The 13,987-nt window shown below is 56.3% G+C and carries 12 protein-coding genes and 1 pseudogene; 3 read left to right on the top strand and 10 right to left on the bottom strand.

The genetic code is table 11. The annotated features are described in order from the left end of the window. A partial coding sequence (locus AC221Y_RS11455) for an ABC transporter substrate-binding protein (protein WP_486707350.1) occupies positions 1 to 259 on the bottom strand: 259 nt, incomplete at its 3' end. 105 nt (positions 260 to 364) lie between these two features. Beyond that, positions 365 to 1,357 (bottom strand): annotated as a pseudogene (locus tag AC221Y_RS11450) (NAD(P)-dependent oxidoreductase); the annotation flags it as partial. A gap of 243 nt (positions 1,358 to 1,600) precedes the next feature. On the opposite strand from AC221Y_RS11450, the gene AC221Y_RS11445 reads away from it, so the two are divergent. Continuing rightward, positions 1,601 to 2,626 carry a LacI family DNA-binding transcriptional regulator gene (locus tag AC221Y_RS11445; RefSeq protein WP_299757599.1) on the top strand — a complete coding sequence of 342 codons (1,026 nt, stop codon included), beginning with the start codon at positions 1,601 to 1,603 and terminating at the stop codon, positions 2,624 to 2,626. On the opposite strand, the gene AC221Y_RS11440 is transcribed toward AC221Y_RS11445, so the two are convergent. From AC221Y_RS11440 to AC221Y_RS11415, 6 genes are all read right to left on the bottom strand, one after another. Then, a complete protein-coding gene (locus AC221Y_RS11440; protein WP_299757597.1) occupies positions 2,623 to 3,525 on the bottom strand; it encodes an alpha/beta hydrolase family protein in 903 nt (300 codons plus the stop codon). The genes AC221Y_RS11445 and AC221Y_RS11440 overlap by 4 nt on opposite strands. Positions 3,526 to 3,528: 3 nt before the next feature. Beyond that, the gene (locus tag AC221Y_RS11435; protein WP_486707349.1) at positions 3,529 to 4,845 is read right to left on the bottom strand and encodes an ABC transporter ATP-binding protein; all 1,317 of its coding nucleotides are present in this window, start codon (positions 4,843 to 4,845) and stop codon (positions 3,529 to 3,531) included. Then, entirely contained in the window at positions 4,842 to 6,161 is a 1,320-nt protein-coding gene (locus tag AC221Y_RS11430; protein ID WP_299757591.1) for an ABC transporter ATP-binding protein, read from the bottom strand. Before AC221Y_RS11430 ends, AC221Y_RS11435 begins: the two co-directional genes overlap by 4 nt. Continuing rightward, positions 6,161 to 7,096: an ABC transporter permease gene (locus AC221Y_RS11425; protein WP_299757589.1), complete on the bottom strand. Its 936-nt coding sequence runs from the start codon at positions 7,094 to 7,096 to the stop codon at positions 6,161 to 6,163. Before AC221Y_RS11425 ends, AC221Y_RS11430 begins: the two co-directional genes overlap by 1 nt. 2 nt (positions 7,097 to 7,098) lie before the next feature. Next, positions 7,099 to 8,112 carry an ABC transporter permease gene (locus AC221Y_RS11420; protein WP_299757587.1) on the bottom strand — a complete coding sequence of 338 codons (1,014 nt, stop codon included), beginning with the start codon at positions 8,110 to 8,112 and terminating at the stop codon, positions 7,099 to 7,101. A 96-nt stretch (positions 8,113 to 8,208) separates the two neighbouring features. Next, the gene (locus AC221Y_RS11415) at positions 8,209 to 9,870 is read right to left on the bottom strand and encodes an ABC transporter substrate-binding protein (protein ID WP_299757585.1); all 1,662 of its coding nucleotides are present in this window, start codon (positions 9,868 to 9,870) and stop codon (positions 8,209 to 8,211) included. A 176-nt stretch (positions 9,871 to 10,046) separates the two neighbouring features. On the opposite strand from AC221Y_RS11415, the gene AC221Y_RS11410 reads away from it, so the two are divergent. Then, entirely contained in the window at positions 10,047 to 11,189 is a 1,143-nt protein-coding gene (locus AC221Y_RS11410; protein WP_299757582.1) for an alpha/beta fold hydrolase, read from the top strand. Here the strand turns inward: AC221Y_RS11410 and AC221Y_RS11405 are convergent. Then, complete coding sequence (locus AC221Y_RS11405) at positions 11,186 to 12,481, bottom strand: M24 family metallopeptidase (protein WP_299757580.1); 1,296 nt, start codon at positions 12,479 to 12,481, stop codon at positions 11,186 to 11,188. The genes AC221Y_RS11410 and AC221Y_RS11405 overlap by 4 nt on opposite strands. A gap of 119 nt (positions 12,482 to 12,600) precedes the next feature. Here AC221Y_RS11405 and AC221Y_RS11400 point away from each other — a divergent pair, with 119 nt between their 5' ends. Beyond that, on the top strand, positions 12,601 to 13,560 hold the full coding sequence (locus tag AC221Y_RS11400; RefSeq protein ID WP_299757578.1) for an amidohydrolase family protein: 960 nt from the start codon (positions 12,601 to 12,603) through the stop codon (positions 13,558 to 13,560). Between the two features lie 4 nt (positions 13,561 to 13,564). Here AC221Y_RS11400 and AC221Y_RS11395 read toward each other — a convergent pair. Beyond that, on the bottom strand, positions 13,565 to 13,987 hold a 423-nt coding region (locus AC221Y_RS11395), incomplete at its 5' end, for a molybdopterin cofactor-binding domain-containing protein (protein WP_486707348.1).

Below are 13,987 nucleotides of genomic sequence, written 5' to 3'. Positions count from 1 at the left end.
TGAACCGCTCGTATTGGTTGATCGCGGTGGCTGGATCAGATCGGTTATCTGAAATGATCAGATCAACCTGCTCGCCTAGAATGCCTCCGTTGTCGTTGATCATTTTGACGCAGAGGTTATAGCCCTGCTGGTGTTTTTCTCCGGCAATCGAGAAGTTGCCGGTCAAGGGCAAGGACGCCCCAATTTTGATGTCTGCCACTGCAGCCGTAGACAGAAGCGATGCAACAGCTGTTGTTGCAATCAATTCACTGAGTTTCATTTTCTCACTCCCTATTTTCATCTTCACTCTGGCGGTGCGTGAACCGCCCCTATGGTTGATCGAGGTTCCCTCGTCGACAGAAGTGCGGGCCAATTCGCCCGCGCCTTATTCTGCTGCTTGCGGCACCTCTAATCCGGTCGGATAGGGAGAATTCTCGCTTTCCAGCTTAAGGCCTGACGCAAGTGCGACGGTCTCAAGAATGGCTGAGAAATCTTTCTGAAGATAAGCCTCGGCATCATCTTGAAGCGTTGCTGCACCGAAATGAGCCTGCAGCGCCTCTCGTGTTGCTGCCGTCACCGGCATCGGCACACCAAGGCTACGTCCTGCTCCCAGACCGAGGTCCATGTCCTTGCGCAATAGCTCGGGCGTAAAGGTTGTGGTCCAGTCGAGGTTGACCAGTGCGTTGGTCTTGTAGCGAGTAAATATCGAGCCCATCACCGAATTATTCATGAAGTCCAGGAAGGCACGACGCGGCACGCCAGCCTTCTCTGCCAACACCGTAATTTCCACGAGATTTTGGGTTACGACACCCAAAAACACGTTATGTGCAATCTTGCAGAACCGGGCCAATTCGCCCTCGCCTACATAAGACACACCGTTGCCGGCTATAGCGTCGATAATGCCTTCGACTTGATCATAAGCAGCACGCGGGCCAGAGGCGACCGCGCTTAGCTTGCCCGCCTTTACGCATTTGCCGTTGCCGCTGACAGGCGATGCCACCAAGTGAGCGCCGCGCTCAGCCAACCGCGCGCGCAGGTCCGCCGATTGCTCTACAGCAATCGAGGAACAATCAAGGAAAATGCCAGGTGTTTCGCTGCCTGACAGCACACCGTTTTCGCCGAAATAGACCTGTTCAACATCTTTGCCCGTGGACACCATCGTCACCAGCACATCACACGAGGCCAGATCGCGCGGGCTATCGACGAGTGTTGCACCCTTTTCCGCGAGCGGCTCTGCTTTGGAGCGGGTCCGGTTCCACACGTGAACGTCATATCCGGCTTTTACCAGCCGTTCGGCCATTGGATATCCCATCCGGCCCATGCCGACCCAGCCAATTTTCAGTTTGCTCATTCTCGCTCCTACCATAAATTTCTGTGCCCATACCCTGTCTGGGACATGCTGCTACGGCACCTGAACATGGACCCGGGATAGGCGCACCGTTGATGGCGTCAGCCACGCTCATGCCCCATCTACCTTAAGAGTGCAGCACGACCACCGACTATGCGCAATCGTTTGCATGATGCTAGGACAGCAACGTCAGCTCCGTCAAGATCTTTCCGCAAACGATTGCACAAATCTATAAGGTTGCCCTGTTGCTGCTTTGAATTTAGAGCATTTGATATGATCAAAAGTGTCACACTAAAGGACATCGCCCGCGAAACTGGTGTTCACACCTCAACGGTATCGCGCGCCCTTGACCCGGAAGCGAAAAAAGCTCTGACCGACGAAGTGGTCGATCGCGTGCGCAATGCCGCCCAGCGGATGGGCTATCGACGCAATCGGCTTGCCTCCGGACTGCGCACCAGTCGCACGATGACCGTGGGGCTGTTAATTCCAGATATCACGAACACGTTGTTTCCACCCATCGTCCGCGGTGTCGAAAGCATTTTGGAATCTGCGGGCTATGCCTCAATTATTGTCAACACGGACAACGATATAGATCGCGAGAGCAAGCTCGTCGAAGTTCTGCTCGAGCGCGGGGTGGACGGCATCATCGACGCAGCAGCCCACCGCTCTGACCCTCGCATCGTCGAGGTCGCTCAGGAGAACGTGCCCGTCGTGACGGTCAACCGGTTGATTGAAGGCGCAACGGTTCCAAGTGTCGTGAACGACGATGCAGAAGGCATTCGCATGCTTCTCGATCATCTTTACGCGGCAAGCCATCACAACATAGCGCATATCGCCGGTCCCAAGGCCTTATCAACAGGGGTTGCGCGGCGGCTTGCTTTTGAACAGACGACGAAAAAAATGGGCCTCCAGATTCCTAAACAGGCAATCGTTCACGCGACCCGTTTTGACGAGGATGCGGGCTGGCTGTGCGCCGGAACCCTTTTACAGTCGAACTGGAAATTTACAGCTATTCTGTGTGCCAATGACCGTCTAGCGATCGGCGCTATCGACTATCTTGAAAAACACGGGATGAATTGTCCCAAGGACATCTCTGTCACAGGGTTTAACGACCTGCCCTTCCTGGACCGAATTTCGCCCGGTCTGACAACAATTCGGGTCGAGCAATTTGAGGTTGGTCGGTTGAGTGCGGAACTTCTGGTCAAAATGATGAAAGACCCAACTGCTGAGGTTCCGCCAACAACTGTACTTCCGGTTCAATTGATCGAACGCGCGAGCGTCGCCGCACCGAAGACTTAGTCCTTCAGATACCCGTCCAACCAGCCGATGGTCCGGTCAATCGCCGCAATCTGGACGTCGTTAAGCTCGTACTCTCCGTCGCTGCCACGGATTGGAAATATATAGCCATGCAAGTCGTGGTCGACACTGAACCATTCAACTTCTTTGCCTGCCTCTAAAAGAAGATCATAGGTGGTGCGGAAGATGCCTTGCAAATGATCGTCGTCGCGGCCAGTGACCATAATGGGCGTATCGATCCCGCTGATCCGCGCTTGTGCGAGGTCCATATCGATGCGGCGGCGGACCTTGTCGGTCTCGGTCATCTGCATGTTCTCGATGTTGCGCATCTGCGTCGCTTCATCGACAAAGGCTGTCTCATCGACAGTTAGTGCTAGGTATTCATGCGATGCAGGTTCGCTGGCAACAGCAGCCCTAACACCATGATATTCCGAGGTGATCTTTAGCACCATCTCACCACCATGGCTCATCCCAATCAAGCCTACCCGGTCGGCATCCACAAAGGAAAGCGTCTTGACGAAGTCGATGATCGCGATCTCGTCTTCGTATTCCAAGGGCGATCGATTGAACATTTCCCGGCCCTGCCGGATATCGCGCACCAGCCCACCGCCATCGTTATATCCCAACTCGACTTCGGTGCGGTAACGCAGCCAAGCGCAGGCGTAGCCGGCGTCCACCAACCGGTCCATGATATAGCCTTTGGTGCGCACGGCATCGCGAATCCAAGGCATCCCCTCGCCCCCATTGCCAGAGGCCAGAAGCACAATCGGGAACGGCCCTTCCCCATCAGGTTTGCGCAGGCCAATGGGCGCATAAAGCCCGTCCCATGTCGGCACATACATCAGGTGCACCGTCGCTCCATCGACAACTTCGGTCAGGCTGACATTTTCAGGGTCAATCATATGCTAGCCTCGCTTCACGTCGTTAGGGTCCAGAATACAGGCGGCAGCGCGCCCATTGTCGCGGTCCGTCAGGTTGATTTCTGCTACCTCTTGGAAACGCACCCGAACAGATTTTTCTGAGACCTCGAGCGCCTCTGTAGCCTCACGCATCGGTGCAGGCACAAGATCGGATTGCAACCCATCTGCCAGCCGCTGAGCCGAGGTCTCATCTTCAAAGGTCAAGGTGGCATCAAAGGCGCTCTTGCGCTCCACGCCGGAAAGCTTGTCAAACATCTCTTCGCTCGAATCCAACCAACGGACCACGTCGTCAACCTCCCAACCGCAAACCGGTGTCGCCTGTGAGCACCGGGTGTGGAAACGGCAACCTTGCGGCGGTCGGGCGGGGTCGGGCACCAAGCCTTCAAGCGATTGCATCGCGGTGTCTTCGCCTTCGATCAGGTCCGGTTTGGCCGCCATCAAGGCTTGGGTATAGGGGTGATACGGCTGGCGGAAGAGGTCGGTCGTCTCGCCAGTCTCAACCACTTTGCCCAGATACATGGTCACGATCCGGTCAGCCATGTGTCGTACAACGGAAAGATCATGCGTGACAAAGAGATAGGCAAGGTTCCGTTCGACCTGTAGATCGTGCAGGAGGTTCAAGATCTGCGCCTGAACCGACACATCAAGCGCACTTGTTGGTTCGTCCAGCACGATAAGATCAGGATCAAGCGCCAGTGCCCGTGCGATGGAGATCCGCTGTCGTTGCCCACCAGAGAACTGGTGCGGGTAACGATAGAGGTGCTGCCGGTCGAGCCCGACCTGCTCTAGCAGGGCCACAACGCGTTCAACCAGTTCATCGCCCGACGCCTCTTTATAAACCTTGAGCGGACGCCCCACGAGATCGATGACCAGATGACGCGGGTTAAGCGAGGAATAAGAATCCTGAAACACCATCTGGCAATTACGCCGGAAGTTTTTGAACGCCGCACCTTCAAGCTGGTCGATGCGATGCCCAGCACCCCAGTTGACCGCTTGCCTCGCCTCAAGTTCCGCGCGTTGGGTTTCAGAGATGTCGTAGTAAACTGCGCCATCGGTGGGCGCTCTCAATCCGCTGACGACCTGACCCAAAGTAGTCTTGCCGCAGCCGCTTTCACCGACAAGCCCCAGTGTTTCGCCGCGACGAATGTCAAAACTGACGCCGTCCACCGCACGCACCTGGCCCACGACCTTTTGCAAGGCACCTTCCCGAATAGGGAAGTGCTTTTTGATATTGCGCACCGACAGCAGGATGTCGGCGTTGGTTCCGGGTTTGGCTTGGGGCATCTGATCTGCAGCACTCATGATGTTTTGGTGTCAAAGCTGGGCCGCACGCCTTCTGGCGGCGGGTGATGAATAAAGCAGGAAACTGCGTGATTGGGCGCAACATTCTGAAGCGCGGGATCAAAGGTCCCGCACGCCTCAGTTTCAAAGAGGCACCTTCCGGTGAACCGACAGGATGGTTTTGGGTCGACGAGCTCGGGCACCGATCCTTTGATCGCGGCCAGCTCACCCCGTTTGCTTGCAGCGGTCGGAACCGCCGCCAAAAGACCGCGCGTATAGGGATGTCGCGGATCATTGAAAATCTGTTCAGTCGTTCCAATCTCTGCGATCCGGCCCGCATACATAACGGCCACCCGGTCGCAGATGCGCCGGACAAGCGACAGGTCGTGACTGATGTAAAGGACACTGGTCTTGTGCCGTTCCTTCAACTCGCTGATCAGCTCTAGAATGCGCGCCTGCACTGTCACATCCAGCGCCGTTGTCGGCTCGTCAGCGATCAAAAGGTCCGGGTTACACGCCAGCGCTTGCGCGATCATCACCCGCTGACGCATTCCGCCCGACAACTCGTGCGGATACCGCCCCATCAGTTTGCGCGGGTTGGCGATTTGCGTCTCCGTCAACGCGTCCGCCACCATGTCATCAAGCGCCAGTTCCAGCTTATTGCGCTGTGATCGCAACGGCGGCAACGCCAGCAACAGCCCTTCTATGCCTCGCTCCATTTGCGAGGCTTTGCGGCGCAGGATATTGGCCTGCCAGCCACCTGCGTCCGTCGCGATCCCGGCCGCGCCTAGCAACTCTTCACTGCGGTGCTGCAAGAAGACCTCGCCCACTTGTTCGCGGATCGTCAGTGATGGATTAAGCGCCTTGCCCGGGTCCTGAAAGATCATTGCGATCCGATCACCCCGAATGCGCCGCATCTTTTCGGACCCCAGCTTCAGAAGATCAATCTGTTGCGCGCCATTGCTGCCACAGGCGTCGCAGCCCGTGCCGCTGCAGGCTTCGCAGTCAACCGAAGTGCGTCCGGTGCCTGTACAACTGGCACAGCCCTTCCCACCACACTCTTCGCAGATACCTTGCGGATAAAAGGTGATTGATCCGCCCGCCTGAATACCCGGCGGCATTGGAAGCAGTTGCAGGAAAGACCGACCGGTGACGCTCTTGCCGCAGCCGGTTTCGCCGACCAGTCCCAATGTCTCTCCATCGCGGATGTCGAAGCTGACGCCGTCCACGGAATGGACAATCCCGCGCTTGGAATTGAAGTAGACTTTTAGGTCATCGACGCGGGCAATGGCGTTGGCGCTGTTTGCCGCCAGGGATGGTTGATTTTCGTCGAACATCAGCGGCCTTCTGTTCTGGGATCAAGCGCATCGCGCAAGCCATCGCCAACTAGATTAAAGGCAAGCGCCCAGAGAAATATCATGAGACCCGGGAACGTTGAAGCCCACCACCGGCCTGACGCGATCCCAGCCTGACCTTCGGACACCAATACTCCCCATTCGGCGATGCCAGCCTCTGACAGACCGATAAATGATAGGGTTGCCCCAATCAGAACCACATTGCCCATATCGAGCGTCGCTTGAACCATCACGGGCGTAAAGGAATTTGGCAGAATGTCCCGGAAGTAGATGTTGATCTTGCTGTCGCCTATCACGCGGGCGGCGTCTATATACTCATTCTGTTTCACCTGAATGATCTGTGCCCGCATGATGCGCGCGTATTTCACCCAAATCACCATTGAAAGCGCAATGATGATGTTGCTGAATGATGGCCCCAGCATGGCAGCAATGGCAAGGGCAAAGATCAGTTCTGGGATCGACAGAAACACATCGACGATCCGCATCAGAACCTCATCAACCCAGCCGCCAAGGAAGCCTGCAATACTGCCGACGATGGTGCCGATAATCACAGTCGCACTGACCACAATCAACGAAAGCTGCAGCGATGTTCGGCTGCCCCAGACGACACCGTAGAAAACGTCGCCGCCCTCGTTTGTGGTGCCCAGAATATGCCCCGGCGTTCCCGGCGGCTTGCGCACAGCGCCCCAGTCGCGCGGCATCTGGTAGGCATCAGGGATATTTGGCTCTGCAATAAATGGCGCAAAGATCGCCATCCCCAGCAGCATTCCAATGATAGCAAGGCCCAGCACCGTGGTCGGGTTCGACAGGATGTTGGCAGCAAGCTCGCGCATGCGCAGAACCCGCACCTGCCAGACTGAGGTCGTCGGCCCCCGAAATGGGCTTTTGGGCAAACGGGTCTGAGAGATATCCGCCATTCTCAGCCTCCCAGAACGACACGGCGGTCAAGATGTGCATAGATGACATCCACCACCAAATTGACCATCAGGAATAGAACGCTGGTAAACAGCACATAGGTCATAATCGTCGCCTGATCACCGCGCAGCACGGAATCTGCCATCCAACGGCCCAGCCCCGGCCATCTAAAGATGATCTCGGCGGTAATTGTCCCTTGCAACAGGAACCCAAAGGTCAGACCGATGACCGTCACTGTGGGGATTAGCGCGTTGCGCCGCGCATGGCGCCGCAGAACCAGCCGTTCTGGCAAGCCCTTGGCGCGCGCGGCGTCGACATAATCCTGCTGCAACTCCTCGACCAGCGATGATCGCATCATCCGCGCGATGATCGCAGTGGCGCCATAGCCCAGCGTCAACGCGGGCAGTGCCAGATGCCACAAAGCGTCACCGAACGCTTTGAGGTTTCCAGCCAGCAGAGCATCAACGGTGTAAAGGCCTGTCGGGTGGGCAATACTCGCCCAAATCGTGGCATCACTGCGCCCAATCGGCGCCCAGCCTAGATTGGCCCAGAAGATGATAAGGAGAAGAATTCCCAGCCAGAAAAGCGGCAGACTGGCCCCGCTTACGGCGACAATCCGGGTGATGTGGTCGGGCCATCGATTGCGCCTTGCACCAGCAAAAGTGCCCAGCCAGATCCCTAATGAAACCGCAACGAATCCAGCGGAAAATGCCAGTTCCATAGTGGCAGCAAGTTTGTTGGGAAAAACTTCGGTGACAGGGGCAGCGGCGACACCGGACCAGCCCAGATCACCCTGCAACACGCCCTTGGCCCAAGCGTAGTATTGAACCGGCAGCGGCTTATCGAGACCGTAGCGCGCTTCGATCTGCTGAACTTCGGCGGGGGACATTTCATGCGACAGATAAATGCCAACCGGCGATCCTGAGATACGGGTCAACGAAAATACGACAATCGAAACGCCAATGATCAGGATCGGCAGGACAATGAGGCGTCGGATAATATAGTCCCGTAGCTGCATTCACGGTCTCCGTAAAAATAGTCGATTATTGTTTGGTGGGATAACGAAGCCTGCGCACCCGTTCAGGCGCGCAGGCTTTTGTTCAAGGGCTACGACCTATTTGTCGAACAATGCGAACTTGAAGCCCGGACGTGGCCAAAGCGGCTGCATGGTGAAGCCTTGGACCCAATCACGATGGGCCGCGACGACACCTTCCTGCGCACCGATCAGCCACATCGGTTCATCATAAAGAACCTTGCTGATTTCAGCGTACATCTCTGCCCGCTTTATAACATCCAGCTCGACCGCAGCAGCGTCGATCATTGCGCCGATTGCATCTGGGTCAGCATAGCCATTGGCAAAACCATGGACCTGTCCCCAGTCGCCATCAGGATGTACATAAGCCTGAAGATAGGCGTTCGGATCAGCTGCCGGATCGGCGTTCTTAGCCCACATCGCATATTCTAGCGGGTCTTGGGCATGGGCATCGTCAAACACCGATTCCGCAACCGCCAGCACGTTCACCCGAAACTTAGGGTTCAGGCCTTCCAGCGAGTCCTTCATTACAAGGCACATCAGCGCGAAAAGGTTGCCCTCCTCGGTGATCACCGAGATCGTAAAGCCGTCATCCCAGTACCCTGCAGCGCGAAACAGTTCCTCAGCCTTGGCCTTGTCCTGCTTGTTGTAGGTTGGCGAAGCCTCGTCATAGCCAAAGATGCCAATCGGGATGTAGTGCGGATTGAAATCGCCATAACCCGCCAAAGGACCGTTCAGAAACGCATCATAGTCGAATGCATGGTTGAATGCCTGACGTACTCGCGCATCGTGAAAGAAATCGACCGGGATTGTGTCTTCAGCCGGCAAGGCGCCCTCGGGGATGTTGAGGTTCATGCCGATGTGAAGCGGCTCAAGCAGCAGACCCTCCTGATAGATCGTCACACCATCCACACCTTCAAGATCCGCGATGAAGGACGGGTCGGTTTCAATCGTATCAAATTCGCCCGCGCGCAGACCAAGAACACGCACGTCGGGATCGCCGCCGATCTCGATCCTTACGTCTAGCGAAGCATTATCGCCCCAGTAGTCATCAAAGACCTCAAGCTGAAGGTTCTCGTTACGGTTCCAAACCGAAAACTTGTAAGGTCCGGTTCCAACTGCATTGCCGGACATAAATGTGTTCGGCACGCCCGCCTCAACGCCACCATTGGCCTCAACCGCGTCTTGACTGACGATAGAGGCGACCATTGCAATCACGACCGAGTTCAGAAAGCTCGCGCTCGCTTCGTTCAGGGTCGCCTGAAACGTGAAGTCATCCACAACCGCAGTTGCCGCAATGTAATCGGACAGGATACCGGCATTGCCCTCTGGCAAATCCATCTCCATCGCCCGATCCCAGGAATATTTGACATCATCGGCTGTCAAGGCGGTGCCGTCATGGAAGACAACGCCTTCGCGCAGCTTGAACGTATAAGTCAGCCCATCAGCAGAGATCAGCCCGTTGTCTACGGTAGGCACTTCCAGAGCCAGCGATGGGATAAGCTCGGGCGAATCCGGCCCGATATCCAGCAACCGATCGTAAACCTGAAGGATGACAGTTTCGCCGCCCTCGCCCGGTTCGACCTGTGCAGGATCCAGAGATGTCGGTTCGTCGTCTGCTGCGTGAACCAGCAAGCCCGGATTATTTACCTCTTGGGCAAATGCCGGCTGAAACGCGGTCAGCGTCAAAACTGCCCCCACGCACAGGCTGCTGATGATTGGTCGAGATAAGTATCTGTTCATATTTTTTCTCCCCCCTGATTGACCGGGAATTTCCCGTCCTCGCATGCTGTCAACAAAATGCTATTCACTTGAATGGCATTCTATGCAATCGATTGCTTAAATACGTTACACAGCATTGGATCACCTGTCTACACCGCTGCAGTTTCTTTGATCCCCCGGCAAAAAGGCTCTAAAACATGAGTAAATCAACGAATTCTCTTGGATTTGCGCCCAGCGAAGACCCGTTCATCGTCGCAAAAGGCGGATTTTATCGGCGCTGGCTATCAATGATCTCTGATCTTGATGAACTTCGCGAAATCGTCTCAAGACTCACTTCCACGACCGAAGAGCATTGGGTTCCTATCTGGCGCGAGGCCGGGCAAAAGCACGAATCCAAAGGAGACTCGCTGACGGAGAACGGCGATACCGCCAATGCCCGTGAGGCCTATCTTCTGGCCAAGACTTTTTACGCAATTGGGCGGTTTCCCGGCGAAGTCTCCCCGGTGAAAGCGGGCATCAGTGCCGATTGCGCCCGCGCCTATCGCAAGGCCAGCGCCCATCTCGACCCTCCGATGGAAGTTATAGACATAGACTGCGACGGCCAAAGTTTTCGCGCCCATTTTCGCGCACCCAAGGGGCAGAAGAACAGCCCCGCCGTCCTGATCATGTGTGGCTCTGACGTGTTCAAGGAAGACCGTGGCTGGGCCGCCGAGTATGCGCTTGAAAACGGACTGGCGTCGCTGGTTATGGATGCGCCGGGAACGGGTGAAAACCCTTTTCCGTGGGAACCAGAGTCAGTTAAAGCTTGGATCGCCGCCATCGACACGCTTGCTGCACGGCCTGAAGTTGACGCCGATCGCGTCGGTGCCTTCGGTATCAGCAGGGGAGGCTATTCCGTGATGCAACTTGCAGGCACCGCGCCTGAAAAAATCCACGCCGTTGTTGCCGTCGCAGGCCACCCTTTCGGCTATCGCATGACCGACGCCGAGATGGATGCCTTTATCGCGGCGCGCAATCGCCGATCGACCTTCGTCTTTGGTCCTGCAGGTGGTCCTCCATCCTTTCCGACATGGTCGATCGAAACCGAGAATAATATCCACGGTCGGTGGGCGCTATCGTCCTTGGGGATCGTCAACGACATCACGATGCCGCTTTTGATGATCAACGGAAAAGAGGATCATCTCGCCCCCATCGGCAACATTTATTACATGCTGGAACACGGTCCCGTCACGGGTCGCGAGGCGCGCGTCTATCCAAACGCCGGACACTGCGCCTTTGAACACTACAAAGAATGGGCTCCGGCCTCGTTCATCTGGTTGTCTGAAAAACTTGGCCGCTAGACGACGGTCAGTTCCAGCGGCCAGTCGTCAACACATTCCTTACCGTCTTCAGTGACGATAAAGGTGTGCCCAACAAACATGCCCATGCGTCCGTCAGCGGAAATCGGGTTCGGTTCAGGCATCAATACCATACCAGGCTTAAACGTCTCCTCGAAGGGTTTTGACGCGGTGCGTTCGACAAACACATGCGGGCCATCGGACACAAAATCGATCCCATGCATGACAATCGGTCGCGATTGCACACCCTTCTCGCGGAAAATGCCAGCAGCCTGCCGCATGTCTGCCAGTGGCCGCCCCGGGGAGATCGTATCGATAATCTTCAAATAGCCGGGCTTTGCGATCTCATCCCAAAATTGCTGAACTGGATCAGATGGCGCGCCGAGGCAAATCGGTTGTCCGATCTGTGCACTATACCCGCGATACCCTGCTGCCAGCTCCATGATGATCATATCCCCGGAACTTAGCTCACGCTGCGACGGGCGAGGATTGCCAAAGACCATTGCCGGGGCGGCCATCGGCGTTGACCCAATGATCAGGAAATCAATATCACCGCCACCTTCAAGGATTGCGGATCCGGCCGCCGCGCGTAAGTCAGCCTCTGTCGCACCGGGTTTGGCACGCTCGGCAATCGCCTGCATCGCATTCGTACAGAGCGTTCCGGCATGGCGGACACAATCCAGCTCCTCTTCGCTGTGGATCGACAAAAGCGCGTGCATCAGCCCTTGGGTAAAGACAATCTCGGCCTCCGGTAGCGCCTCTTTCAGGGCCGCGTATTGATTGACCGGCATGTAATCCTTGTGACGGCTGTCGATTTCCAACAACCCGATCCGTCCCTTGTCATAACCCAGTTCGGCAATCCGTTCGGACATGACGACGCCGTAGAGCCCGCCACGGCTGGACCGCACATCCGAAATTGCCACCGAGACCTCGCGCCGGACTGCTTCAATATGGGTGCCGCCCATCCCATAGATCAGTGTCGGCTCACCATCTCGTGGAAAGACAACATAGGCCGCCAAGGAATGCCATTCCCAATGGCCCGAAAGCCAAAGCATCCCGCCGCCGAAGCTCCAGTGGCTCGGACCACCAGGGCAGATCACCACGTCAAGGTCCTGCTCTTGCATCTTGGCCTTGAGGGCTGCAAAGCGCCGCAAATACTCGCCTCGAGAAAACTGAGGGTAGACCGCATCCCGGTAATAGGGTGTGTCCCGCATCGTGTTGAAGACCTGCCCTTGATCAAGCGACCCGCTGATCTTTTCCCAATGTGTTGATGTATACTGATCCGAATTGGCCATCATATCCTCCGATGCGCAAAACCGTCTGAAATCAGTTGTGCAATCGTTCGCATTGGTGTCAACTGAAAAAGCCCGCTGTTCGCGGGTGATGACCCAAGCAACCTGCAGGCTTCCTCAAGATGACCGAGACACCCGAGATTATTGCGATTGAAGAACACTTCATGGACCACGATCTGGCCAAACACTTTGGCCACGCAGCAGCAGACCCCGCATCGCCCATTGGTAAGCGGCTTTATGATTTTCTGGATATTCGCATTCAAGAGATGGACGCGGCCGGGATCGATATGCAGGTCCTTTCGCACCAATCCCCCGGTACGCAACGGCTAAATGCGGATGTCGCGGTTGAGGCCACTCGTGCTGTCAACAACGTGCTGGCCGCCGCCATCGAAAGTGCCCCGGATCGCTTTTCCGGATTCGCAATGCTGCCCACAGTTGACCCGCAGGCGTCAGCCGACGAATTGACCCGCGCGGTCGAAGAGCTGGGTTTGAAAGGTGCTTTGCTGCACGGGCTGAGCAATGGCCGCTTTGTCGATGAACCTGATTTCTGGCCGATCTTTGCGCGGGCCGAGGCGCTCGGTGTGCCAGTCTATCTGCACCCTGCTCTGCCCGACAAATCAGTGATCGAAACATATTATGGCGCCTATGCGAAAAGCCATCCCGCGCTGACCCGGTCCGCTTGGGGATTTGGGGTGGAGACAGGCACGCTGGCTGTCCGGATGATCCTCAGTGGGATCTTTGATAAACACCCCGACCTGACCGTTGTCCTTGGGCATCTGGGCGAAGCAATCCCGTTCCTGCTTGCACGCATCGACGAGAGTTTTTCGCGGTCTGACAATGCGCCCACAAATTTTGCCGAGGTGTTCCGCAATAATTTCCACATCACCACCAGCGGCTTTTTCTCGGACGCGGCCCTGCGCTGTTGTATCGAAGAGGTCGGCATCGACCGCATCATGTTTGCGGTCGATTGGCCTTATGTGACAAACAAGGACGGCGTCGACTGGATCACTAAGTTTGAGATGGATAGAGCCGATAAGACAAAGCTTCTTAGCGGGAACGCCAGGAAGCTTCTTAAGCTCTAACTACCTAGCTCAGCAGAGCCACCAGCGCGTGGCGGCTGAGCGGCAAGCGTTCCGGCACCACACCAAGAACCGCACGCACGGCATTCACCACTGCCGCACCCGCCGGGCCAGATGAAATTTCGCCTGCCCCAAGAGGGACTGCGTCTTGCGGTCCGATCAGACGGGTCTGCAGACGGGGTATTTCCGAGAACTTAAGAATTGGGTAATCTTCCCAGCTTTGGGTCAGATTTTGACCCCCGGCAAAGCCGATCTCTTCTTTCAACGCCCAGCTGATCGCCTGCACGATCCCGCCTTCGATCTGGTTAATGGTGCCATCGGGGTTGATCGCCTCGCCAACGTCGCCTGCCGACCAGACGTCTGTGACGCGCACCTCATCGCCTACCACAATCCGGGCCATGCAGGCCAGATAACCAGCGCTGTTTTTATA

The organism is Boseongicola sp. (assembly GCF_057460485.1).
This window is presented reverse-complemented; position numbering and strand designations above follow the sequence as displayed.